23 protein-coding genes (1 of these 23 running past the window's edge) are annotated in these 23,412 nt (G+C 63.8%); 13 read left to right on the forward strand and 10 right to left on the reverse strand.

The window, feature by feature from the left end; genetic code table 11:
* The 4 genes from GEV06_07170 to GEV06_07185 all read right to left on the reverse strand — a co-directional run.
* Nucleotides 1–695: the 5' portion of a cupin domain-containing protein gene (locus tag GEV06_07170; GenBank protein MPZ17674.1), read on the reverse strand. 64 nt of this gene lie to the left of the window's left edge; the window shows 695 of its 759 coding nt (coding positions 1–695); the start codon lies at nt 693–695; its stop codon lies off the left edge, out of view.
* The gene (locus tag GEV06_07175; GenBank protein MPZ17675.1) at nt 679–2,046 is read right to left on the reverse strand and encodes a mandelate racemase/muconate lactonizing enzyme family protein; all 1,368 of its coding nucleotides are present in this window, start codon (nt 2,044–2,046) and stop codon (nt 679–681) included. The genes GEV06_07170 and GEV06_07175 overlap by 17 nt, the downstream gene beginning before the upstream one ends.
* A gap of 174 nt (nt 2,047–2,220) precedes the next feature.
* Nucleotides 2,221–2,526: a DUF86 domain-containing protein gene (locus GEV06_07180; GenBank protein ID MPZ17676.1), complete on the reverse strand. Its 306-nt coding sequence runs from the start codon at nt 2,524–2,526 to the stop codon at nt 2,221–2,223.
* Between the two features lie 10 nt (nt 2,527–2,536).
* The gene (locus GEV06_07185) at nt 2,537–3,262 is read right to left on the reverse strand and encodes a hypothetical protein (protein MPZ17677.1); all 726 of its coding nucleotides are present in this window, start codon (nt 3,260–3,262) and stop codon (nt 2,537–2,539) included.
* Nucleotides 3,263–3,350: 88 nt separating this feature from the next.
* Here GEV06_07185 and GEV06_07190 point away from each other — a divergent pair, with 88 nt between their 5' ends.
* On the forward strand, nt 3,351–4,433 hold the full coding sequence (locus tag GEV06_07190) for an OmpA family protein (protein ID MPZ17678.1): 1,083 nt from the start codon (nt 3,351–3,353) through the stop codon (nt 4,431–4,433).
* A 252-nt stretch (nt 4,434–4,685) separates the two neighbouring features.
* Here GEV06_07190 and GEV06_07195 read toward each other — a convergent pair whose 3' ends face one another.
* Nucleotides 4,686–5,321, reverse strand: coding sequence for a hypothetical protein (locus tag GEV06_07195; GenBank protein MPZ17679.1), 636 nt, complete (start codon nt 5,319–5,321; stop codon nt 4,686–4,688).
* A gap of 112 nt (nt 5,322–5,433) precedes the next feature.
* Complete coding sequence (locus GEV06_07200; protein MPZ17680.1) at nt 5,434–6,690, reverse strand: hypothetical protein; 1,257 nt, start codon at nt 6,688–6,690, stop codon at nt 5,434–5,436.
* A gap of 335 nt (nt 6,691–7,025) precedes the next feature.
* Here GEV06_07200 and GEV06_07205 point away from each other — a divergent pair, with 335 nt between their 5' ends.
* Nucleotides 7,026–7,757: a hypothetical protein gene (locus GEV06_07205; GenBank protein MPZ17681.1), complete on the forward strand. Its 732-nt coding sequence runs from the start codon at nt 7,026–7,028 to the stop codon at nt 7,755–7,757.
* 550 nt (nt 7,758–8,307) lie between these two features.
* Complete coding sequence (locus GEV06_07210; GenBank protein MPZ17682.1) at nt 8,308–8,661, forward strand: hypothetical protein; 354 nt, start codon at nt 8,308–8,310, stop codon at nt 8,659–8,661.
* Nucleotides 8,662–8,889: 228 nt separating this feature from the next.
* On the opposite strand, the gene GEV06_07215 is transcribed toward GEV06_07210, so the two are convergent.
* Both GEV06_07215 and GEV06_07220 read right to left on the reverse strand, forming a co-directional pair.
* Entirely contained in the window at nt 8,890–9,732 is an 843-nt protein-coding gene (locus GEV06_07215; protein MPZ17683.1) for a hypothetical protein, read from the reverse strand.
* Between the two features lie 330 nt (nt 9,733–10,062).
* Nucleotides 10,063–10,473, reverse strand: coding sequence for a serine hydrolase (locus GEV06_07220; GenBank protein ID MPZ17684.1), 411 nt, complete (start codon nt 10,471–10,473; stop codon nt 10,063–10,065).
* Nucleotides 10,474–10,886: 413 nt separating this feature from the next.
* Here GEV06_07220 and GEV06_07225 point away from each other — a divergent pair, with 413 nt between their 5' ends.
* The 4 genes from GEV06_07225 (at nt 10,887) to GEV06_07240 (ending at nt 12,884) form a co-directional block, all read left to right on the forward strand.
* Nucleotides 10,887–11,396 (forward strand): hypothetical protein, encoded by a 510-nt coding sequence (locus GEV06_07225; GenBank protein MPZ17685.1) that lies wholly within the window; start codon nt 10,887–10,889, stop codon nt 11,394–11,396.
* Nucleotides 11,397–11,593: 197 nt separating this feature from the next.
* A complete protein-coding gene (locus GEV06_07230; GenBank protein MPZ17686.1) occupies nt 11,594–12,004 on the forward strand; it encodes a hypothetical protein in 411 nt (136 codons plus the stop codon).
* A 114-nt stretch (nt 12,005–12,118) separates the two neighbouring features.
* Nucleotides 12,119–12,469, forward strand: coding sequence for a hypothetical protein (locus GEV06_07235; GenBank protein ID MPZ17687.1), 351 nt, complete (start codon nt 12,119–12,121; stop codon nt 12,467–12,469).
* Between the two features lie 10 nt (nt 12,470–12,479).
* Entirely contained in the window at nt 12,480–12,884 is a 405-nt protein-coding gene (locus GEV06_07240) for a hypothetical protein (protein MPZ17688.1), read from the forward strand.
* 8 nt (nt 12,885–12,892) lie between these two features.
* Here the strand turns inward: GEV06_07240 and GEV06_07245 are convergent, their stop codons facing one another.
* A complete protein-coding gene (locus tag GEV06_07245) occupies nt 12,893–13,102 on the reverse strand; it encodes a hypothetical protein (GenBank protein ID MPZ17689.1) in 210 nt (69 codons plus the stop codon).
* Nucleotides 13,103–13,254: 152 nt separating this feature from the next.
* Between GEV06_07245 and GEV06_07250 the strand changes: the two genes are divergently transcribed.
* Nucleotides 13,255–14,163, forward strand: coding sequence for a hypothetical protein (locus tag GEV06_07250; GenBank protein MPZ17690.1), 909 nt, complete (start codon nt 13,255–13,257; stop codon nt 14,161–14,163).
* Nucleotides 14,164–14,282: 119 nt separating this feature from the next.
* On the opposite strand, the gene GEV06_07255 is transcribed toward GEV06_07250, so the two are convergent.
* Complete coding sequence (locus GEV06_07255; protein MPZ17691.1) at nt 14,283–15,257, reverse strand: hypothetical protein; 975 nt, start codon at nt 15,255–15,257, stop codon at nt 14,283–14,285.
* Nucleotides 15,258–15,516: 259 nt separating this feature from the next.
* Between GEV06_07255 and GEV06_07260 the strand changes: the two genes are divergently transcribed.
* The 5 genes from GEV06_07260 to GEV06_07280 all read left to right on the forward strand — a co-directional run bounded on the left by GEV06_07260 (nt 15,517) and on the right by GEV06_07280 (nt 23,275).
* Nucleotides 15,517–16,044, forward strand: coding sequence for an outer membrane beta-barrel protein (locus GEV06_07260; protein MPZ17692.1), 528 nt, complete (start codon nt 15,517–15,519; stop codon nt 16,042–16,044).
* Between the two features lie 201 nt (nt 16,045–16,245).
* The gene (locus tag GEV06_07265; protein MPZ17693.1) at nt 16,246–16,863 is read left to right on the forward strand and encodes a hypothetical protein; all 618 of its coding nucleotides are present in this window, start codon (nt 16,246–16,248) and stop codon (nt 16,861–16,863) included.
* Nucleotides 16,864–16,867: 4 nt separating this feature from the next.
* Nucleotides 16,868–18,349 (forward strand): FAD-binding protein, encoded by a 1,482-nt coding sequence (locus GEV06_07270; protein ID MPZ17694.1) that lies wholly within the window; start codon nt 16,868–16,870, stop codon nt 18,347–18,349.
* Between the two features lie 193 nt (nt 18,350–18,542).
* The gene (locus GEV06_07275) at nt 18,543–21,947 is read left to right on the forward strand and encodes a hypothetical protein (GenBank protein MPZ17695.1); all 3,405 of its coding nucleotides are present in this window, start codon (nt 18,543–18,545) and stop codon (nt 21,945–21,947) included.
* A gap of 716 nt (nt 21,948–22,663) precedes the next feature.
* Nucleotides 22,664–23,275, forward strand: a complete 612-nt coding sequence (locus GEV06_07280; GenBank protein ID MPZ17696.1) for a hypothetical protein — start codon at nt 22,664–22,666, stop codon at nt 23,273–23,275.
* Nucleotides 23,276–23,412: the final 137 nt, after the last annotated feature.

Below are 23,412 nucleotides of genomic sequence, written 5' to 3' on the forward strand. Positions count from 1 at the left end.
CCATCCAGGACGAGATAAATCTCTTCCTCGGTCTTATGGCGATGAGGGTCGTTGGTGCCGCCCGGATCGATGTCCATGATGAACAAGCTCGTGAGCACATGACCCGCGGCGATGACGTCGCGTTTGCTATCGGTCCCGCCCATCAGCAATCGATATCGCGTTGAATCGGGGTGGTTGTCCAGCACTTGCGGCTTGGCCTGGCTCGTATTCGCAATCAGCAGCTTGTCGGGAATCGTGAGCTGCGTGCCCTTGGGAATGTGATAGCCCATGACCAGAATGTGGAGCGGTTCACTCCCAGAATTCGCAACGTTGTGCTCGATGCCCGGCGGCAGGTACAAAAAGTCCTCGGCTGCAATCGAACGCTCGTCCTTACCATAGTGCAGGGTTCCCTCGCCAGAGATCACGAAGTAAGCCTGTTCTTCGTCTGGATACTGCACGCGAGCGCTCTCACCACCCGCATCGACTATCAATTCACCGAAGCGCGCCAGGCCCTTGACCAGACTCGTCTCAGTGTCGCCTTCTCCAAACAGCGGCTTGTAGCGGCAGGTTGCGGTGCTCACGTCCGAAGGCTTTGCCTGCACGCTTTCCAGCCGGCGGTAAATGAACCCAGAGTTGGCCGTGCTTTCCGCCACCTGAAGAGCGAGCACTGCCGCGATACACGCTGCGAAGAACGCCACACTACTGGTACGTGACACAATTACACCAGTTGCCTTCCTCGTCGTAATGCGGCCACGGACCGCCCGGGTTGAAACCGGAGACGATCATTTCGTCGTACATCGGCGTCGGCTCGAAGTATCCCGGAATGCGCAGATGCTCCTTGAGCGCTTCGTCGTTCAGCTCGACGCCGAGGCCCGGCTTGTCGGGGACAGCGGTATGCCCGGCGTTGATAATTGGCTTCGGCACCCCGTCCACCAGGTCCTGCCACCAGGGCATGTCCAGGGCGTGGTTTTCCATGGCGACGAAGTTCGTCAGTGTGGCCGAGGTGTGGACGCCCGCGTAGAAGCCCACCGGCGAGCCGGCCATGTGCATGGCACAGCCGATGCCGGCTTCGTTCGCGTAGTCGGCAATACGCTTGGTCTCCAACAGCCCGCCAGAGGTCAGCAAGTCCGGGTGCACGAAGTCCACCGCGCGGTTATCGATGAGCTCGTGGAATCCTTCCTCGAGACCAAAGGAGTTCTCACCCACCAGAATCGGCGTCGTGCTGGACTCGGTGATCTTCTTGAACCCGCGCCAGTCGCGCCAGGCGATGAAGTCTTCCGCCCACGCCAGCCGGAACTTCTCGAACGATTGCGCGTAGCGGATGGCGTCGTCCACCGTCAAGCGCCCGAAGTGGTCGGCCGCGAGCGGTGTTTCCCAACCGAGCACGTCGCGCATCGCTTGAATGTACTCACCGAGATACTCGAGACCTTTGTCGGTCGCGGCGCCTGTGTAGTCCACCGCGCCCGGTTTATCGTTCACGAGCTCGGTGTGCAAGTCCATCTTGAAGAAGGTGAAGCCCATCTCCTGACGCTTGCGCATGCGCTCGGCATAGACTTTGGGCTCCTTGTGCTCCGTCGTGTCGGCGTAGATGCGAATCTTGTCGCGCAGCTTGTTGCCCAGCAGCCGCCATGCCGGAACACCGTAGACTTTGCCGGCGATGTCGTGGAGCGCGATATCGACGGCGCTGAAGCCGCCGCCCATGCGCCCCTGCCCGGCAAACTGTCGGATGCGGCGCAGAATGCCTTCAATCTCGAGCGGGTTCCTGCCCACGATATGCGCCTTCAAAATCAGGGCAATCCCTTCGACGCCGGCATCGCGCACCTCGCCGAGGCCGTAGACGTCCTGGTTCGTGTAGATCTTGATGATCGGATAGTCGTAGTTGGCGGCCACCCGGCAGGCGCGCATGTCGGTGATCTTCAGATCACTCGGCGCAGAGAACTTGTTGACGGTGGACTGGGCGCTGACAGAGCCTGCTGTCGCCTTGAACAAGGGGCCGGCCAGCGCCGCGGCCGCGGTGCGCCGCAGCACCGCCCGCCGGCTGATTCCTCTTTTCTGAGAAGGACGCATAGTTTGCCTCGACGAGTCTTGGAGGACCAGAAACGGACGCCTCGGCGAGGCGTCCCTACCACCATGGCAGAGTGCCTTCGCCGCACCACGAGGGCAGAGCAAATTCGCGGAACCACGATGGTAGGGCGCGTTCGCCGAACGCGCCGTGAGCTGCAGTGGTTCCAGCGCAACCTCTTACCGGAGCGTGCTCACTCTACCTTTCCTGCTCGCCATTTTCAACGTGTTCGACGTGCCCGCATGGGCATGATTCTGTGCCTCGGCTAACGCTGGAATGATGTCGGCGTATGTCGACGGACGCGGGAGACCCAGCGCGGCGATGCAATGGGTTCCTATGTCGAAGACGGCTTCGATCGCGAGGTGCAGGAAGCGCTCAGCGGCGCCGTAGTTCCGTGGGTCCGCTATAAACGCCGGGAGGTCCAGTGCCCCGAAGGGTGCAAGAATGCGGAGGTTTTCCTCGAGCACAGACAACCGCGTCGCAATGACTTGTTCGTCAAGTTCCAAAGCGCCCCTCGCGCGCTCGCGACAGGAGGATGCGATCAAAGCGCGCGAGCACGGGTTGGAAGTCGAGATATTCGGTCAGTGCTCGCGCCTCAAAGGCCACACGCCGCCGCTCGTCGCGCGTGTACAGCAGCCGTCCGTCACGCACGACACGGTGTCGGAGCAGTGGCGGCGCCTCGTTCAGGATGGCAAGATCGACCTGCTGTTCCGTTGCGCGTTCGGCCTCCTCGACAAGCGCCGCGGCAAGCTCGAACCGGCGGGACACGTCAACGTCATCATCGAAGAGGATAGCCAAGTCGACGTCGCTCAAGGGGCCAGCGTCGCGACGTGCCACGGAGCCGAACACGTACCCGCACACGACGTGAAATGTCGGGCGCCCACACACGCGCGAAAGGGCCACGAGTATCGTGTCCACCGATGTGCGCTCGCTCTGGATCCCAGCGGGACGCTCAACAGGAAACCGCATCGTGAGCAGTCTAACACGCTGAGTCCAGGGGCAACTGAGTCTACTCCAGCCCCGACCGGGTCGACGGATTCGACAGGGTCGACAACCTGATCCGGCAGAAAACCCTTGCCGTCTTCCCACGCCAAACGCCGGGCCGTGGCTCCTTGTCACTGTTGCCGGACGCGTCCCTTCCATGGGACGGGTGCGATTCCTACGTACCTTCGTAGTGACGCCCGGTCCAGACATCGCGGGTCCTTGACCAAAGGCGACCATTCAGCTCGATCAGGTCGGACGCTGACATGCGGCCAGCGCAGTCTCCCAAAAATGCAATTGCAGGCCGCCAAAACAAGGAACGTGTGACGTGTTCAGATGGATTCTCGCGATTTCACTCTTGGCGACCGCTTCTCTTGCGCTCGCCGAGGCCACGATTCCAACGGCAGACAAGAAAGGCAGCAAGGACCACCCGCTGTTGAAGCGGTACGAAGGGTCCTTCATCGTGGCATACGAACAGAAGCGCTTCGACGCCTTCACGTTGCCGCTCTCCAAATTGGAGCCTGTGCCAGAGCGGACGGACAGCCACAACAACGATTATCACGAACCGAAAGACAAGAGAGCCTTGGAAGGGGCGTACACGAGGCTCGTCTACCTCACTCCGGCAGAGCGGTCGCCTTTGGAGGTCTTGCGCAATTACCAAGACGAGCTCGAGGGGAAGGGCGCGAAGATTCTCTTCGAGTGTCAAGCTGGGGAGTGCGGCGGTGATCCGGGGCGGAGCAGCAGCGGTGGCGGCGGAAACATGAGCCTCTCCATGTATCTCTACCCAGCGGAGCGCATCACCGAGGATGGCGATTTTTCAAACGGCTACTGCGCCATGACCGCGGACATTTCCGATCAGCGCTACATGGCCGCGGAGCTGCCGGACAGCGGCGCGCACGTGTCCGTGCTGACGTACACGCTGAAGGATGATCTGTACTGCAAAGCCTTCAACGGTAGAACCATTGCCGTCGTCGACATCGTCGAGGGCAAGGCCCGAGAGGCGAAAATGGTGACGGTGGCGGCCGACGAGATAGCCAAGGCGATTTCCAGCGCAGGGCGGATCGCACTCTACGGGATCTATTTCGACTTCAACAAAGCAGACGTCAAGCCGGAATCCGACGCGACGCTCGAGCAGATCAGCAAGCTCCTCGAGAGCGCTCCAGCCCTGAAGCTCCTGGTCGTCGGGCATACCGACAATGTCGGAAGCCTGGCGGCCAACCAAACGCTCTCTGAGCAGCGCGCCGCCGCCGTGGTGACCGTGCTCACGACTCGCTTTGGGGTGGCGAAAGAGCGCCTCACTCCCCTCGGCGTCTCGTTTGCGAGCCCGGTGGCATCGAACACGACCGAAGACGGCCGCGCCAAGAACCGCCGGGTCGAGCTCGTGGACAATGAGCCCGCGTCGCGACCGTGAGAGGCCGGCCACGGTGCCGGGACGTTCCGCAGAACTGCACGAAAGTCATAGGTCGTCGACAACGTAGCGCCCGCTGTTCAGCCCGCGGGGAGAATCGGATATCCTGCGCTCCAGCGGCCGGAGGATGCTTTATCCTTCCAGTCGACTACCTAGTGGGCGCGATCGTCAATCTACGGCACAAGGGGCAGGATTGTGCACAGGATACCGTCCTGGATCCCGGTCCCAGCAAACAAGTCGACGCCAAGATCGCGTTCAGTCGAGCAGATACCCGGTGATCGTCGCTCCGACGGTCCCGTCCTTGCTCGGGGTGCTCGGCTGTTCTACCCTGAGGCACCAGGGGTCGGCTCCAGGGCTCAGGGGAAACACGATTGGGACGGGATAGGTGAGCTGCACCGTGTGAAACGATGGCACGACCACGTCAACGCCCGTCGATACTATGCTGCCCTGGCAGTCGTGTACCAACAGGCGCAGGGTGACGGACCGCGTGGCGCTCGAGGAAGGTACGAAGCTGAACGCGGCGCTTGTGATTGCGTAGTGACCGGACACCTCAAAGGCATGGACGTTGGTGTCCACCAGCTCGACGACGTCCCCCGCCACTGCAAAGCCCTGCATGACTTTCTGTTGTGTGGGTGTGGGTACCGCGAGGAGATTGTCGACGCGCACCGCCCCGTTTACGGGGACGGGCTCGGCCGGCGCGTTCGTCACGGTCACCGGAAGGCCGACGGCGGCCGGGCTTCCGGGCTCGATCTGACTGACCGCTTGGACCTCCTTGGCGTTGGGGCTGTCGATGCCCTGACCGGCGTGGGTCACCCCGATGATCCCGGTCACGCCGGCCAGCAGGCCAACCACGACGATCTTCGTCACCACGGCTTTCACGGTTGTTGTCATGTGTGCGTGCACGTTTCCTCCTTAGCGCGGTCACCTCACGGCACGTGAGGTGAAATCGACCCGCCAGATGCACGATGCGGTCGCCGGGCGGGTCCGAGGTGGTTCACCGACGTCAAGGAAACAACAACAGTTGCCGCACGAAGACGTACGCTGCCCCCTGGGAGCTGTTTCCGCCAACGTCGGCATTCGGTGCGCCAGCGACCAGTGTGTTGCCGGCGATCGCGACAGATCTGCCGAAGTCGTCGCCCGGCGCCCGGCCCAATGACACCAGCTTCCTCTGCGTCCAGCCGGTCGCGGTTAGGCTGAACACGTATGCCGCGCCCTGGTAGTCATCGGCGTAAGGCGCGCCGACCACGACCCTGTCACCGGCAACGGCGACCGATTCGCCAAACCGATTGTCGAAGGAGCCATCCGACGCAACGAAGTAGTCGAATATCCAGCCGCTCCCGTATCGCAAGAACACGAAGGCGTGGCCAACCCCGAGGTTGCTGGTGCCCGGGTCGCCGACGACCACGCGATCGCCGTCGATCGCGACAGACCAGCCAAATGCCCCCCCACTTACCTGAGGCGGTAGCAGCTGCGCCGTTTCCGTCCAGGTGCCCGACCACCAGCTCCGCCTGAACACATACGCCGCCTTACCAATCGCGCCAACGACGACTGTCGACGGAATTGTGTTGCGGGCAATGGCCACGGATATGCCAAACCAGTCGTATGCCGCCCCATTCGACGCGGTCAGCGTGGCGGTCTCGGTCCAGACGCCGCCGACTTCCGTGAACACGTAGGCCGCGCCCTTCGTGTCATCGGCACCAATCGCGCTAACGACCACCGTGTTACCAGCAATGGCCACGGAGCCTCCAAAGAAGTCGTCCTCCGTGCCGTTGCTGGCGGTTAACTTCGCCGTCTCGGTCCAGACGCCGCCGGCTTCCGTGAACACGTAGGCTGCGCCCCGCTCCGACTCTCCGGCGACATCATCCTCAGCAAGCGCACCAACGACGACCGTGTCGCCGTCAATAGCCACCGAAATTCCAAACCGTTCGATCGAAGCGTCTGACGTTGTAAGCTGCGCCGTCTCCGTCCACGTGTCACCGACCCGGCGAAGGATATAGGCTGCTTGGGCGCGAGGCGCACCGACAACCAGGGTGTCGCCGTCGAGGGCGACGGACCGGCCGAACTCGTCGGAGGGTGTGCCATTTGACGCGGTCAACTGCGCCTGCTCGGCCCAGTAAAACAAGGGGAAGCCCTGGGCGGACGGCTGCGCGATCATCCCTCCAAGGAGGATGCCGAGGACGGAGACGAAACGACCCTTCGAGAACCTCAGGGTCGCCCTGAGCCCTGTCGAAGGGCGAATGCGGGTTGAGCTTCTCAGCATGATGTCTCCTTCAATCCTCGCGTGGTCCGCGCGCCCTTCGACTCGCTCAGGGCGGCCGCGCGACGCTGTGCAATACCAATAGCCCAGCGCGGCGCGGCAAGCACTACGTACGTACGTAGCAATCTGCTCTTGGCCAGGCACGTCCGGACGATCGATGCACCATGCATTGCTGGACCGTACGATTTGGGGTGACGTTTCACCCTCGGTAACCAACCGATGTACGGCCGTCGTCGCTTTGCTACGTACCTGCGTAGTCCTCTCCAGGCGGAACGTCAGTAGTCTCTATTTCAGAACGTCGCAGCGGCATGCGTGACGAATGGAAAGAGGAGGAGACGATGCAAAAGTCAGATAGCACCGACAGGGCACATGAGATTCGTTCGATACGACTCCACGATAGGAGTCTCACGCTGAAGGTCGCTCTCGTGGCCGCTGGCATCGTCATCGGGGCCACCGCGATACCGCGCGGACCCGCCGCGGCGGAGAACGACGCGCCCCAGGCGCCCAAGGCTGGAGGGAACACCCAGCCCTCGGCGTCGGGCCTCCTGGGGCTCGGGGACGTGTTCGTTACCAACGACAGCGCCCATCCCGTGCCCACGATGGCGACGGGCACGACACCCATCTCGGGGTCCGTCACCGTCGCCAACCCAAACCCGATCCCCGTCTCCGGCTCGGTCACGATTGCCAACCACAATCCGGTCGTGATCGCCGATCCCGAGCTCGCCCGGGAGCCGACGCGCATCCCTCTCGGCTTCTATGGCGACTACCCAACCATCTACGACGTTCCCGCCGGCAAACGGCTCGTCGTCGAGTTTATCAGCGCCTGGGACTCGGACGTCGCCACGCCGCTGTGGGATCTGGTTGTCGTCGACGCTGGTAGCGGTCATGGCCGCGTCCGTTACCAGTTCGTCGGTGAGCCAGTCCCCGGCTGCTCCCCGAGCTGCTATGTCCTGAACCAAGCGATCCACTTCTACGCCGACGAGGGCGATCGGCTTATCCGAGGTGCCGGTGGCGTGGGCACCGAGGACTTGCCGCTGAACATCACTGGTTACTTCATCGACCGTCCTTGATCTCGAACGTGGTGCCGCACGCTATCCGCGCCGTTGGCGCCAAGCCGTCTGGAAGCTGGCCGCGGCACCGGTTCCGCCTCGCATCGAGACGTGTACTACGTACCCACGTAGTGCCCGCGCGGCCAAGGATCCGTTATTTGAGGGTGGAGGCTGGGAGAGACTCGGCCCTCGAAAGGCGCCGACATGATGACGAAGAAGGATTCTCGCGCCTTTACGTGGCGGAGTTGCGTGTTCTCTGAAAGCGCACTGCGTCATGTCAGTGCTCAGGCATGTACGACACGCCAGAGCGTGATCCTCGCGACCACGCTTGTGGGGGAGAGCGCGCTATATAAGATGAGGTGAGCGACGATGGCGGCGCAACGGCTCGCGGCGGCGGTGCGGACGGTGACGGCGCCGGGCCGCGATCGCGACGCATGGACGGTCATCTTCGACTGCCGGACGGCCGTCGTGCGTGCCCTGCGGGCCGTGCTTGTCTTCCACGGGTAGCGGACCGCTCGACGACCAGATCGCCACTTGGCAGGGAGCTCATCGGTTTGAAGGAGGATTGAATATGACCGGACGGAGCCTTTGCGTGGGTGCGGCGGTGATCCTCACGCTGACTGGGTCCGGCTGCGCGATCCGGGATCGCATGACCGGCGAGGCGGAGGCGAAGCAGATCCGTGCCGTGGGTGTCGCCGCCGAGGCGACTGTCGTCCAGATCTGGGACACGGGCGTGACCGTCAACGACGATCCGGTCGTCGGTTTCCTGCTGGATGTGAAACCTGATGGACAGCCGCCGTTCCAGGCGAAGACAAAGGCGCTCGTGTCGCGCCTGGCGGTGCCGCGTGTGCAGCCGGGCGCGCACCTGCGCGTCATGTTCGATCCGCACGACACGACGCGCGTGGCGATCGACCCGATTCGCTGACCTGGCTGGGATAGATCGACCGAAATGATGTCCGCGTGTGTCGAGGGACGCGAAAGACCCAGCACGGCGTGGGTCCCTCTGTCGAAGACGGCTTCGATCACGAAGCGCCCCTCGCGCGCGCGATAGGAGGATGCGATCAAAGCGCGCGACGCAGGTGGAAGTCGAGCTATTCGGTCACCGTTTCTTCACTGCGCTACCGACGTCATCTCACAATCCTGACGTGCACCCTCAGCGGAGGGCAGGCTCGAGGCGTAGGGTCGCCTCCCACGCCGTGCCATCTGTGAGCAGGAGCCGCAGCTGGCCCTTGATGCCCGGGTCTTCGATGCCGACGAACATGGTGGCAAGCAGGCCACTCCCGGCGCCGACCAGGAAGTAGCCGCTGGTGGTGCCATCCCAGGCCGCCTGGCCGGCCAACGTGAGCTCGAAGCTGAGCGAATCCGGTTCCGGGGTGAACAACACGGCCCTGAGGCGCCCGCTCAACGCGCCGCTCTCCGACTGCACGATGCTGGCCTCGATTCGACCCAGGCGTTCATCCGGCTCACCCAGCATCCCCATCCACGAGCCGCCAATAGATGGTGCGCCCAGCACCGGCCGCTGGTGTACGGCGACCAGGTCACCCTCCTGACGGCCACCCGAGAGCAGAGACACCCGATAGCTGCCCGCCAGGATGCGGGCTCGAGTGCCGCCGTCCCAGGGGCCGGTGTCGATGCTGTGAGCCTGTGCCTCCACGACGTACGGCCCGTCGAAGTCGGCGCCGATTCCTTGGAGGTTGACGCTCTCGCCTGGCCCAAGAGTGCCGGAGCCGGCGGTCGAGTGGCCGGCCAGGTTGGTTTGGCCGATGAGGACGGGCCCGGCCTGCGCCGTGATGTCGAGCGAGCCTGGCACCGTGTCCGGGTTGCCGATCGAGTCTTGGTCAGGGCCGGAGCGAGTAAAGGCGGCAAAATGGCCACGCAGGTCAGGCAGCTCGCCCGCCCTCTCGGGCTCGGCATCCGCGGAGGACGTCCCTACGGACGTGACCGCGATGAATGAGAAGGCCACAAGCGCGGTCAGTGCTCGAAGTCGGGTCTTCATCCTTGATCCTTACGAACGACCACTGTCATTGCAGGCGCCGGTCCGCAGTGCTGTGACGGCGGCCTTGGTCTGAGAGGGGATGTGACGCGTCTCGTCACTGCGACCTGTGGGCGAATCGCCCCACCGGCCGTGTCGTCGGGTCGGTATCATGAGCTTCACCGAGGTGCCGTTGCGACGAGAGGACGCGATCTCGAGCTCACCACCGAGCGCGCGAGCCCGGCGGTCCATGCTCGCCAGGCCGTTTCCCTGTCCAGTCTGGGTTTACCATTCGAGAGGGACAACGCATCGGCGCTCCCATGCGAACAGTTGCGGACGCCGAATCGACACAGCTCAACAGTGAACTTGCTGCTTCTTCGGATCGCCGGCGAGGAACGCGAGGTACTTCGCCATGTCGGGCAGCGGCGCGTTGAGGCCACCGTTGGATACCGTGATGCCGGTGTCGAAGTCGAACCGCGCCTCCTTCAGCCCCGCGTCGGTCAGGTAATAGCTATGCGAGCGGTGCCGCGTCAGATGATACGGCGCGCGATCGAAGAACGCGTCACGCATCCCGAGCGACGACAGGATGTTCTTCGTCACGTACATCTCGTAATCGTCGTTCGTCAGCGCCTCGATCGTGCGACCCAGATAGATGAACGCGGGATTCGAGTAACTGAACCTGGGTACATCAGGTAGTTGGTGCGCTGATAGTTGGGCATGGACGACTTCCAGCGGACCGCTACCGCTTGTAGGTCCTTGCCACATCACGTCACTGCGAATGGACGTGGGCTTCTTTGCATCAGTTGCGTCAGCATTCGCCTCCTATGACGTACGATCTCACGGCTGTCGTCGCTTTGCTACGTACCTGCGTAGTCCTCTCCAGCCGGAACCTCAGTAGTCTCTATTGCGAAACGTCGAACCCGGCATGCGTGACGAGTGGAAAAAGGAGGAGGCCATGCAGAAGTCAGCTAGCACTGACAGGGGACATGAGATTCGTTCCACGCGACTCGACGAGAGGAGTCTCGCGCTGAAGGTCGCCCTCGTTGCCACTGGCATCGTCATCGGGGCCACCGCGATACCGCGCGGCCCCGCCGCGGCGGAGAACGACGCGCCACAGGCGCCCAAGGCTGGAGAGAACGCCCAGCCCTCGGGCCTCGGGCCTCTTGGGGCTCGGGGACGTGTTCGTCACCAACGACAGCGCCCATCCCGTGCCTACGATGGCGACGGGAACGACCCCCATCTCGGGGGCCGTCACCGTTGCCAACCCGAACCCGATCCCTGTCTCCGGCTCGGTCACGATTACCAACCAGAATCCGGTCGTGATCGCCGATCCCGAGCTCGCCCGGGAGCCTGCGCGCATTCTTCTCGGCTTCGATGGCGACTACCAACACATCTACGACATTCCCGCCGGCAAACGGCTCGTCGTCGAGTTCATCAGCGCCTGGGACTCGGACGTCGCCAGGCCGCTGTGGGATCTGACTGTCGTCGACGCTGGTAGCGGTCATGGCCGCGTCCGTTACCAGTTCGTGGGCGAGCCAGTTCCCTATTGCTCCCCGAGCTGCTATGTCCTGAACCAAGCGATCCACTTCTACGCCGACGAGGGCGATCGGCTTATCCGAGGTGCTGGTGGCGTGGGCACTGAGGACTTGCCGCTGAACATCACTGGTTACTTCATCGACCGTCCTTGATCTCGAACCTGGAGCCGCACGCTATGAGTGTCGCTGGCGGCAAGCCGTATGTACGACACGCCAGAACGTGATCCCCGCGACCGCGCTTGCGCTGATGCCGATCATGAGCGCGCACGGAGCGGATCAAAGGCAGACCACCCACGGTGCCGGCCTTCACGTCACGCACGTCGCCCTCCCAGCGGCCGCGCAGGCGACGATTGCCGACAGGATTGGCCGGGACGACCGCCGCTATCACGCCACCACTGTCGGGCGCACAGGGCGTGCAGGGCGAACCGGGCCTGCAGGGGCTGCAGGGCGAACAGGGTCCACAGGGCGAGCCGGGGCCGGCGGGACCCGGGATCACCGGCTACCAGATCGTCGAGGATGAGGTCGGTCCCAACACATGGATCGAGAAGCAAGCTGAAGCAGCCTGCCCTCTTGGCTTTCGAGTGCTCGGGGGCGGTGCGTCCACTTCCTGGATCCACATCGCGTCGATCTATGGCTCCCCCAGGACTACCACTATTGGCAAGTCGTCCTGGTTTGTCCGGGCCGCATTGCTACCCGATGTTGCCCCGGGTCTTGAATGGAGCCTCACGGTGTATGCGATCTGCGCTCAGGTCGAGGAGTGATGACCGGAGCGAGCCTTTTCGTGGGTGCGGCAGTGATCCTCACGTTGGCTGGGTCCGGCTGCGCGATCCGAGATCGCATGACCGGCGAGCGCGCGCTATATAAGATGGAGTGACGTGTCGGGCAGTTACACGGCGCAGTGGCAGGAGTACCGACGGCGGCGGCGGTGGGCGTTCGGGCTCGCGCTTGGGATAGGGCCCTTGGCCGCGCTCTGGCTCGTCATCGATGGGCACGCGTGGCTAGAGCCGTTTGCCGTCGCGCTCAGCCTGGCCTGGATGGGCGCCATGGTGATCGCGGGCTGGCGGTTTGGCCTCTGGCCGTGCCCCCGCTGCGGGCGCCCGTTCTGTCTCACGTCCGTCAGGGACTGGTTCTGGTCCATGGGCGGCGACCGACTGCGCGCGCTCCTCACACCGCGCTGTGTGCATTGCGGCCTCCCGAAGTGGGCGACGAGAGACACGGGCTCCTGAGTGGGGCGACATGGATGACCGAGCGACCAAGGCAGCGCAACGTCTCGAGGAGGCGGTGCGGACGGTGACGGCGCCAGGCCGCGAGCGCGACGCATGGACCGTCATCTTCGACTGCCGGACAGCGGCCGTGCGTGCGCTTCAGGCCGTGCTCATCTTCCACGGGCAGGCGGGACACAGCAGTCGCGACCTGGGTGAGCTCATCACCCGCGTCGGTGGGATCGACGCGGAGTTCCTGAAGCTTCGAGCGCAGCGGCCACACCTTGCCCAGCCGCATCTGCGCGTGCTGGAGACCGTTGATCCTCTCGCTTCCTCCAGAGTCGACCGGGCGTTCGCGACCACCTGCACCGCCTTTGCGCTTGCACATCGCGCCCTCGACCTGTCCTACAGCGACCCTCCTCGCCCGAGTTTCAGCTAACCAGTCGATCACCGGATCTCGGGGTCCCAAACCCCGAGCTCGGTGACAATCTCGTCATGGAGGCGGGGGAGGATCGCTCCGTCATCGCCGTCGAACTCGAGCAGGTTGTGAAAGGCGCCGAGGGGCTCACCTTTGCGACCTCGGACGAGGCCGGAAAGCGCCTGCAAGAAATCGTCCGCACGATCGCCGAAGGATATCGAGTCGATCCCAAGAGTCAACGCTTGATCAGTGAGGGTCGCTGACTCCTGGGCTCGTCCGTCCAGACAGTTGACGCGTTGGTATGTATAGAAGTCAGGTGGGTGAGGACGAGCCCGCAACGAGCCCGCGGGGGTCGTGACTCTCGCGCAGGCCGGATTACACATTGCCGATCATGAGGACATTCATTGCCACGGGTCGCGATCAGTCTGGTGGGCTCATGACCATCGCGCGCGGAAGAACGCTGCCCCTCGTGTGGCTGGTCGTGGTGCTTGGCGGGGGCGTCGCACACGGGACGCGCGGCGCGCAGTCCGCGTCGCCGAAGCTGCCGCCAGACGCGTGCGCGCGCCTGACGCGGGCGGAAGCGGCGCAGGTGCTGGGTGCGCCGGTGGGCGAAGGGCGGGTGCGGACGCACGACATGGCGACCGAGTGTCGGTACGACACGGCCGGTGACACGCGCGGCCGGCTGACACTGGCGTTCGACGTCTACGAGACCGGTCGCGCGGGCCTGGACGGTTCGGCCGCGGCGTACTTCGCGCAGGTGCGCCGCGGGTCGGGCCACATGGGACTGCGGCTGGAAGCGGTGCCCGACGTGGGTGACGAAGCGTATTGGATGCGGGGGGTGTTGAACGTCCGGCAGGGAGAGGATCTCGCGCTCGCGATCGAAGTGTCCGGCGCCGGCATCGCCAGGCCAGACAATACGGCAGGCGAGCCGACGGTCGATCCCAGGGCGCTCGCACTCTCCAAGACGGCTGCCGCGATCATCCTACGAAAGGCGAACGCCGCTTCGTCTGCCCGCACGCGCACCGGCGAGACCTTGACGATTCAATCCAACACACAGGCCCACCTGCAAGACCTGAGGATTGGGGTGGGCAACATCTGGGAAGAGGCGTACACGCCCGAGGGCGGCCAGCCGACGCGCGGGCTGACCGCCATGCTGCAGATCGTGACGTCGGACGGCGCCTCAGCGCGCCCGCGCGTGCATGTCGGTCAGACGCTGCACGTGTCCGGCTACGTCATCCGCGTGCTGTCCATCACGCCGGCGCGTGTGTCGCTGACGGTCGCGCGCGAGCCTGAGCGCTAGACCTGCCGGCGCTCATGTCTCATTGGGCGCGGCGCCCGTACAGTTGGAAGCTGCTCAGGTCCGCGACGGAAACGTTGCCAAAGATGCCCACCGAGACGCCGTTGGCGAACCCTGGGGTGTCAATGGCTCCCAGGAACGCGGGCGCCTGATTGTCGGCAACGGAAAGGACGGACACTCCATCCAGCCCGTCGGCAATGTAAGCGACACGGCCCACCACCTGAATCTCTCTCGCATACCCGGAGGACGCCTGAGTCTCCGCCGTCGGCGCCCGTGAAGAGACGGTCGCCTTCGGCGTAGACGTCGACCTGTCCCGTCAACGGAAAGTCGATCCTGTCCACCTCGACGATATTGGCCGGGTCACTCGCGTCGAGGGCGACCACCGCAGTGAGCGTCTCACCGACGTAGAGCATGTCGCCGATCGATGTCATCGAGCTCGGCGTCCCCTCGAGAGCGAAGACGCTGATCGGCGTTGGCGCCGAGGGGTCGGAGATGTCGACGGACGTCACGCCACCCGTCAGGGCCTGGTCGCCCAAGCCGACCCACGCCGCGAAGAGTGTCGAGTCGTCCAGCGCGAGCGACACGATCTGCTCGGGGTCGCTGATGATCGGCAGGCTGGCGAGCTTCGTCGGATGCGTCGGATCGGAAACGTCGAGCAGGGTGATGGCGTTTCCCTCCCCGAGCGTCAACGTTGTTCCGTTGACGCGCATCGCGTGGACCCGCGATTCCATGAGGTCCGAAAACTCCCCGACGATGCGAGGCGCGAGCGGGTCACTGATGTCGATGATGCGAAGCAGGGCTTCTTCGTAGACGATCTCACCCGACAGCACGTAGGCGTAATCGCCCGAGATCTCCAACGTGAGCGACCCGCTGCGATCGAGGAAGAGCTGCGAAAGCTGCTGCGGGTTGGAGCGGTCCGACACGTCGTAGATCACGAGCCCGGCGGTCGAGGCCATGTAGGCGATGTCGCCCGAGATGCGGACCGCGCGGGTCGAGCTGAACAGGTCCGCGACGACGGGTTGTGGCGCTGCTGAAGCAGGCGACGGGGCCAGTACGGCTCCCGCCGCGACGATAAATGCAAGCACGAATGAACGCATAGAAGTTCTGTCTCTCTCAGGCTCGCTGGCGCGCCGATTATATCCCCGGAATGTTGAAGAGGTTCGACGCGCCGGCCACGTCCTGGGTCGCCAACGCCGAGGTAACGAAGGCTACGTACGTAGGTAGTGCAGGTTCGTCGTGTTCGGCGCATCCTGGTCGCCAGCCGGTGGAGCGCATTTGGATCAGGCGCGCGGCCATCCGTGTAGCGTGAGCCAATTGGCGCGCGCATTTCACATTCCTCGGTAGACGAGGTGCGTTATGACTTTTCAATCAGACGGAGTCCGCCCCTGGCTGGGACGGATTGGCTTGCTCATGCTTCTGTGCCCGCTGCTGGCACCACGCGCTGCGGCACAAACACCGGTAGAAGGCTATGTCTATGCTGGACCCGGTGGTTACAGTGGATTCTCCAACGACAGCTGGCTCGTGTCCCTCGGTGGGGGCGCGGAGATCTTTCCAAGCGCTGCGCCTTTGAGCGTCGGAGTGGAGCTCGGCTACCTCGGCCAGCCGACCGCGCTGAGTGGCGGACTGGCTCTCTTCTCTGCCAATGGCGGCTACCACTTCGCCCGCAGAGGAGGCCGGCAAACCGTGTCGCCGTTCGTGACGGCCGGTTACACGAGGCTCTTTCGACCGGACGTTGGCTTCAATGCCTGGAACCTTGGGGCGGGGATCAACTACCGGGTCAGCGAGCGCGTCGGCCTCCGGATAGAGCTTCGTGACCACATCCGACCCGACGATCGGTCCACCATTCAGTACTGGACCGTACGATTCGGCGTGACGTTCCTCTGAGGGGGTGACGGTCGCTCTCCGTATTATTAGGAGAGCTTCCTACGTACGTGTGTAGTGACAGGTACGCGATCTTGTCGTCTACTTCTTGGGTCGGAATGGCTTGGTGATCGATGATTTCTCAGCAGCTGCTGCAGGTGGTGTTCCCCGAATACGCGGACTACACCGCTCGAACGGGAGCGCTGATTCCGAGGCTTTCACGTGATGATCGCCGAGCCTGACGTTACGTTGACGGACTACGCGCTCGCCGTGGAGTGCGCGGTTCTGGCCCGGCTCGTGGCAGGCCACGGTGGCGCGGCTTCCGGCTGGTTCGCACTGTTCTTCGCCGCGCTCGGCATCGGCGCGGCCGCGGGCGGCACGGTGCACGGCTTTCCAGGTGTGCTCGAGACCACGCTGTGGCTGGCTGCGCTGCTGGCGTTGGGCGTAGGCGCTTGGGCGGCCACTATGGCCGGTGTGCGGATCGGCCTGCCGGCGTCCGCTGCCCGGTGGGTTGCGCGCGGCGCGAGTCTCGGGCTGGTCCTCTATGCCGTCACCGTCACGTGGATCAGTCGCGACTTCGCCTTGGCCATCGTCGGCTACTTGCCGGCCGTCGTCTTCTTGTTCGCGGTCTTCGCTTGGCGCTATGCACGTGACCGGGCGCCAGGCTCCGGAGCGGCGATGGCAGGCCTCGCGTTGACGCTCGCGGCTGCTGCCGTGCAACACTACCGGATCGCGCCACCGCGGCTACCGCTCGACCACAACGCGCTCTATCACCTGGTCCAGGCCGTCGCGCTCTTTCTCATCTACCGCGGGGCGCGGCAGGCTGAACCGCTTGGGAGATGACGACATGTTGACCCGACGACAGTTCTTCCAGCGAGGCGCCGCCTCGACCGCGGCGATTGTGTCGGGCGCTGCACGCTGGCAACGGAGTGGCGACGACGGGATCGTCGTGAATGATATCCATTCCCAGCTCAACCAGTCGCGGGTCAACCGCGTGGTTCAGGTCGCGTCGGTCGAGGACGTTGCGCGTACGATCGCGGCGGCGCGGGAAGAGGGGCGCGCGATCAGCATCGCAGGGGGCCGCCACGCGATGGGTGGCCAGCAGTTCGGTGCCAACACGATCCTACTCGACACGACCGGTCTGAACCGCGTGTTGGCCTTCGATCGGGAGCGCGGACATCTCGAAGTGGAGGCCGGGATCGAGTGGCCCGAGCTCGTCTCAACTCTCACCCGGACGCAAAAGGGTCAGCCGCGGTCGTGGGGGATCGTGCAGAAGCAAACGGGTGCTGATCGCCTCACCATCGGCGGCGCGCTCGCGGCCAATGCGCATGGGCGCGGGCTCCGTTACAAGCCGATTATCCAGGACGTCGAGGCGTTGTCGCTCGTGGATGCTGCTGGCACGGTTCGGCGTTGCAGCCGCCGCGAGAACCCCGAGCTCTTTCGGATGGTCATCGGCGGTTACGGGCTCTTCGGCGTCGTCACATCGGTGACGCTGCGGCTGGCCCGCCGACAGAAGCTCGAACGCGTCGTCCAGGTGCTCGCGGCAGACGACCTCATTCCGGCCTTCGAGCGGCGCATCGCTCAGGGGTTTCTGTACGGCGACTTCCAGTACTCGACCGACGCGGCTTCGGGCAACCTGCTGCGCAAAGGCGTTTTCTCCTGCTATCGACCGGTCGAGGACAGCCGGCCGATGCCCGAGCGGCAGAAGGAGCTTGCCGCTGACGATTGGGGCCGGCTCTTGTACCTAGGCCACGTGGACAAGCAGCGGGCTTTCGACATGTACGCGAACTACTATCTCTCCACATCGGGGCAGCTCTACTGGTCGGATCTGCACCAGATGAGCGTCTACATGGACGACTATCACGCAGCGCTCGATCGCCGGCTCGGAGCGGCCGACCCGGCAACCGAGATGATCACCGAGATCTACGTTCCACGCGCGGCCCTCGCGAAGTTCATGGACGATACGCGCCGCGACATCATCGAGAACCGCACCGACGTCGTGTACGGGACGATACGGCTCATCGAGCGCGATGATGAGAGTCTGCTCGCCTGGGCACGGGAGCCGTGGGCCTGTGTCATCTTCAACATCCACGCAGTGCACACACGGGAGGGGCTCGAGCAGACGAGGGCAGCCTTCCGGCGGCTCATCGGCCATGCCATCCGCTACAACGGCAGCTACTTCCTGACCTACCATCGTTGGGCGACCCGCGCGCAGGTGGAGGCCTGCCATCCTCGATTCGCCGATTTCCTCCGCCTGAAGCGCCGCTCCGATCCCGATGAGCGCTTCCAAAGCGATTGGTATCGGCACTACCGCGCCATGTTCGCCTAAGGACTCGTCTAGGAATACGAATCCTGAGCCCCACGAGCTGGAACGTGCTCTCCGCCAGAAATCGCATCGTGTGATCGCCCAAGATGAGGTTGACACGGTCGAGGGAGGAGACCTAGAGTCCGCGGAACACTGAACTGGGGATACGCCATAGCCCTCGGCTCTGAGGACAAGAGCTCTGAGGGGGAGGAGAGACATGCGACGTTCCGCGCTCATGGCCAGTGTGTGGGTTGTTGTCTTCTGCAGTGTGGCGGCCGCTCAAATCGGCACGTCCACGCTCGTCGGGCAGGTCTCCGACAGCAGCGGCGCGGTTCTTCCTGGTGTCTCGGTGACGGCGGTCCAACCGGATACCGGTTTCCGATTCGACGCGGTCACGAACGAGGCGGGGCTCTTCCGGATTCAGGGCCTGCAGCCAGGAGAATACCGCGTGACCTTCGACCTGACCGGGTTCGGGCGCCTGGTGCGTGAATCCATTCAGCTGAGCGCCGGCGACACCGTGCGCGTGAACGGGGCTCTCGAGGTCGGCCAGGTCACCGATGACATCGAGGTGGTGGGGAAGCCACCGCTGTTGGCCACCGAAACCTCGGACACCGGCACGGTCATGGAGGGAGAGATGCTGTACGAGCTCCCCCTCTACCAGCGCTTCGCCAACTCCGCGCTCACGTTGGTGCCGGGCACCAGCAGCCAGGGGTACGCCTATGCGGGCTCACTCGGCAACTTCCACGTGGCGGGCCAACGGAACACGGCGATTGCCTCGGTCATCGACGGCATGATTGCCAACAACCCGGTCGGCGGCACGACCACGGTGAGAGCCACACAGAATTCGGTGGCTGAAACGAAGATCTACACGGGGACGCTGCCCGCGGAATTCGGCCATACGGCTGGCGGGGTCGTCAGCGTGACGAAGAAGACCGGGACCAATGACCTACATGGCATGGCCTCCGTGTTGTGGCGGAGTGGGCACATGCAACACAGAAATTTCTTTGACCGTGAAAGGACGGCCAACATTCGGTTCATGCAGCCCGACGCCTATTTGGGCGGGCCGGTCGTGCTCCCAGGCGTGTACGATGGGCACGGCAAAACCTTCTTCTTCGTGTCCTTCGAACGCTTGCTGGACAAGCAGGTGGTGCAGCTCCCCGGCGAGGTGCCGTCTCCCGCGATGAAGCAGGGAGATTTCTCGCTCGGCGGGATCGGCAATCCCATCTTCGATCCCGCCACGACACGTCAGCTTCCGGACGGCACATGGACGCGCGACCCGTTTCCCGGCAATGTCATTCCGCAGGAGCGGATAGACGCGGTGGCGCGCAGGATCTTGGACGCCGATCCCTGGCTGCCCCCCAACCAGCCAGGCTCGCTGAGTCCCGAGGGCCCCGTCTCCAATCTTCTCTACGACCGGAGAGGGCGCGTGGATTGGAACGACTTCAGTGCTCGCCTCGACCACCAGTTCCGTCCCGCCTTCACGGTGTATGGCAGTTATCAACTCAACGAAAGCCGCGGCAACCCCGGCCGGCCCACGAATATGAAAGTTGAAGATGACCTGCAGGACTTCGCCGGAGGCAGCGGGCGTCAGACCGATACGCTGGTGCACATCTTCTCAGGGGGGAATACCTGGGTGCTCAGTCCTACGCTGGTCAGCAGCACTCGAGTGGGCTACCAGCGTCGTTTCGAGGAGCAATTCGCGTTCTCCTGGGGGAAGAGCTACGGAGAGATCCTGGGCATTCCCAACATCTCCGGCGAGATGCTGCCGTCGTTTGGGACTGGCAACGAGTTCTCACCATCTTCACTGTACGGCATCACGCCGACCGGCCCCTCGCGTGACGTCAGCGAAACGTATTCCTTCCAGACAGACCTGACCCAGGTGAAGGGCTCACACACCCTGAAGATGGGTTACCAGTTTCTCCGGCTGAGCGTCGACTCCACCAATACCAACATTCCCAGCGGTCGCTTCTCGTTCGGCGAGATGACCGCCGGGCTGCAGCCGGACGGCAACCCGATGCCCAACACGGGCAACACCTTTGCCGGCTTCCTCCTCGGATATGTGCGACAAGCGGAGTTCGATCGAGAGCTCACGAGCTGGCGGCCGCGCTCCAATATCCATGGCCTCTTCATCCAGGACGACTGGAACCTCACCTCGTCACTGACCCTGAACTTGGGTCTGCGTTACACGAACGAGAGCCCGTACAACGCGAGTCAACTGAGCAACTTCGATCCCACGGCCATCGACGAGGTGACTGGCCAGCGCGGCGCCATCGTTCATCCCGACACACCTCTGCATGCGCGCGACAATAACAACTTCCAGCCACGCGTGGGGCTGGCGTGGCATCCGCTCGAGCGCTGGGCATTCCGCGCAGGGTTTGGCGTCAACACGGTGGACGTCAAGTTTCCCCTCTCCCGCGGGAATTTCGACGAGTTCGTGGCCGTGGACAATCAACAGCGGGCGCCCGGCGACCCGCGACCGCTCTTCCGGATCAGCGAGGGCCCTCAACCCGTTGACTTCGACGTGCGCCCCAACGGGACGGCCCCCTTCGTCGGCGAGAACTTTGGCGCCAGGGAGGTGCGATGGTGGGATCCAGAGCTGCGGAACCCGTACGTGATGAATTGGAACCTCAGCGTCCAGTTCCAGGCCGCCGACAACTACTTGATCGAAGCGATGTACCAAGGCTCGGCAGGCGTCGGGTTAGTGGAGCAGTGGGAGGTCAACACGTTTCCGGTGGATTTCGGTGCGGACGATCCCGACCTGCGGGCCGCCGCCTTCCGTGCGCCACAGGACTTCAGGCCGTACCCGCACTTCGGGAGCATTCAGATGCGTTCCAACTTCGGCCACTCCACCTACCACGGTGGAACGCTGAAGGTACAGAAACGTTACTCGCACGGGCTGACCTTCCTGAGCCACTACACCTTCTCGAAGGCCATCAACACGCAGGATGGCGACAACGATGGGAACGGCGTGGCCCCGATCCAGAACCGCTCGCTGGAAAAAGCGCGCGCGAGCTATGACCGCACACACGTGTTCACGTCGAGCATCCTCTACGAGCTGCCCATAGGTCAGGGCCGCGCGTTCTTGAACCGAGGCGGGCCGGTCAACGCGATCCTGGGCGGCTGGGACATCTCCTGGATCCAGACCTTCCAAAGTGGCAATCCTTTGACCTTTGCCTTCGCGGGCAGCCCGAACAACTACTACCCGGAGTGGGTGGGCGCGCGCCGCCCGGACCTCGTCAGCCGGCCGGAGCTGGTGGACAACTGGAGAGAGTTTGGTGACGATCGCTTCAACACGGCCAATATCAATCCCATCATCGACATCAACCACTTCGCCTACCCCGACGCGTTTACGCCCGGAAATACAGGGCGGAATATCCTGACCGGTACGCCGCTGATCTGGAGCGCCGCGTCGGTACAGAAGAACCTGACACTGTCGGGGCAGACACGGCTCCAAGTGCGTCTCGACTTCAACAACCCGCTCAAGACCTGGAACTTCAATCCTCCGAACACCACGGTGAACCTGCAGACCCCCGAGACGTTCGGAAAGGTGACGGGGAATCCGGTGACAGCAAATTTCGGCGGCTTGCCGCTGATGAACCTGTCCGTCAGGGTGATCTTCTAAAAGATGTAGCGGGCCATCACCTGGACGGAGCGTGCGTCATTCGCCTGGCCCGTGATCTGACCAAAGTTCTCGCTGGCAAAGTTGGCGCTCGGGAAGCCCCACTGGCGCCGATTGAACACGTTGTAGAGCTCGAGCCTGAGCAACAGGCGATCGTTGGTCGGCATCTGAAAGCTCTTGGACCGCGACACCCGGAAGGCCCGAGCCTGTCGTGTCCGTGACGGTTCCCCGAACCGTTCCCGTGACCGTCTGGGCTGAGACGCCGGCAGGAGCCGCCAGGAACACCGCTGCTGACGATAACGAAACAGGCGGCAAGGCGGGTGCCGCGCGGGCGAGGGGCCTAAAGGCCCCTCCCTCCTGGTTCGGGCTTCGCGGCCGCAGAACCTGTGGTGAGGTCCGTCAGATGCCGATGCATGATCGCGTCGCCCCTTGCTTCAGATGAAGCGAATGCGTTGCGCGCACCCGCGCCGCTCAGGTGACCTCGGACCCTTCGCGAAACAGCGCGGGATCATCCCGACGTTGTGACCGTGGCTCGAGCCCCATGGTGGGCCATGGCCCGGTGGTTGTCACTACCTAGGTACGTAGGATCTGTAGGCGGCACAGGACCGTACGCCTGCACCTTCGATGGGTAAATCGCTCTGTAGGTAAATGGCTGTAAATGGCTCTTGACTTGCCCGAGACGACGATGGCATCGTCGTCGTCGTGGGAGGTGGGGAGTCATGAAGCCAGCAAACGTGCAACACGCAGTGTCAGTTGGTGAATCGTCCCGTCACCACCTCCAGAGAGGAGGCTCGCGTATGACCACGATGGAGTATCTCGCAACGCCCGAGACCGCGTTTCCTCAGGAGCTGGCCTATGGCGTCCTGCATGTCGCCGAGTCGCCGACCGCACGGCATCAGGCTGCAGTCGGCGATCTGTATGTGGCATTGCGCGAACACGCGCAGACATCCGGGCTTGGGCAGGTCTGGCTCTCGCCGCTCGACGTCATCCTCAACTTCGACAAGCACCTCGTGGTTCAGCCCGACCTATTGTTCATCTCAAACGCGCGATCACATATCGTGTCCGATCGCGTGCGAGGCGCACCTGACCTCGTCATCGAGGTGCTCTCGCCGAATCTCCGTGTCGGCAAGGTGATCGATCATCTTCGATGGTTTGCCGAATGCGGCGTGCCCGAGTGCTGGCACGTTCACCAGACTCAGCGGTGGGTCGAGGTGATCCGCTTCGGGGGCGGGGTAATCGCGAGCCGCCGGCGCTTCCATGACGATGAACGAATCCGTTCGTCCGTGTTGCCAGCGTTCGACCGGACTCTCACGTCGATCATCGGGTACTGATCAATGCAACGCCGCGACGGATCGCGGCACAGCGGGTGCGGCGGCCGCGCCGTACCATCGGGCGCGGCCGACCGGCGGCGTTAGGGCCTGTCAGGGAATAAGTGCACCATTCTGGCTGCCGATGCATCCCGTCCGGC

It is taken from the genome of Luteitalea sp. (assembly GCA_009377605.1).
Classification (GTDB): Bacteria; Acidobacteriota; Vicinamibacteria; order Vicinamibacterales; family Vicinamibacteraceae; genus WHTT01.

Excerpts from the sequence above, each read along its gene's own strand:
- GEV06_07195 (MPZ17679.1), bottom strand. The coding sequence starts at position 5,321 with ATGACAACAACCGTGAAAGCCGTGGTGACGAAGATCGTCGTGGTTGGC.
- GEV06_07275 (MPZ17695.1), top strand. The coding sequence starts at position 18,543 with ATGCGACGTTCCGCGCTCATGGCCAGTGTGTGGGTTGTTGTCTTCTGC.
- GEV06_07220 (MPZ17684.1), bottom strand. The coding sequence starts at position 10,473 with ATGTGGCAAGGACCTACAAGCGGTAGCGGTCCGCTGGAAGTCGTCCAT.
- GEV06_07240 (MPZ17688.1), top strand. The coding sequence starts at position 12,480 with ATGGATGACCGAGCGACCAAGGCAGCGCAACGTCTCGAGGAGGCGGTG.
- GEV06_07175 (MPZ17675.1), bottom strand. The coding sequence starts at position 2,046 with ATGCGTCCTTCTCAGAAAAGAGGAATCAGCCGGCGGGCGGTGCTGCGG.
- GEV06_07185 (MPZ17677.1), bottom strand. The coding sequence starts at position 3,262 with ATGGTCGCCTTTGGTCAAGGACCCGCGATGTCTGGACCGGGCGTCACT.
- GEV06_07250 (MPZ17690.1), top strand. The coding sequence starts at position 13,255 with ATGAGGACATTCATTGCCACGGGTCGCGATCAGTCTGGTGGGCTCATG.
- GEV06_07210 (MPZ17682.1), top strand. The coding sequence starts at position 8,308 with ATGACCGGACGGAGCCTTTGCGTGGGTGCGGCGGTGATCCTCACGCTG.
- GEV06_07205 (MPZ17681.1), top strand. The coding sequence starts at position 7,026 with ATGCAAAAGTCAGATAGCACCGACAGGGCACATGAGATTCGTTCGATA.
- GEV06_07200 (MPZ17680.1), bottom strand. The coding sequence starts at position 6,690 with ATGCTGAGAAGCTCAACCCGCATTCGCCCTTCGACAGGGCTCAGGGCG.
- GEV06_07260 (MPZ17692.1), top strand. The coding sequence starts at position 15,517 with ATGACTTTTCAATCAGACGGAGTCCGCCCCTGGCTGGGACGGATTGGC.
- GEV06_07255 (MPZ17691.1), bottom strand. The coding sequence starts at position 15,257 with ATGCGTTCATTCGTGCTTGCATTTATCGTCGCGGCGGGAGCCGTACTG.
- GEV06_07215 (MPZ17683.1), bottom strand. The coding sequence starts at position 9,732 with ATGAAGACCCGACTTCGAGCACTGACCGCGCTTGTGGCCTTCTCATTC.
- GEV06_07280 (MPZ17696.1), top strand. The coding sequence starts at position 22,664 with ATGAAGCCAGCAAACGTGCAACACGCAGTGTCAGTTGGTGAATCGTCC.
- GEV06_07265 (MPZ17693.1), top strand. The coding sequence starts at position 16,246 with ATGATCGCCGAGCCTGACGTTACGTTGACGGACTACGCGCTCGCCGTG.
- GEV06_07270 (MPZ17694.1), top strand. The coding sequence starts at position 16,868 with ATGTTGACCCGACGACAGTTCTTCCAGCGAGGCGCCGCCTCGACCGCG.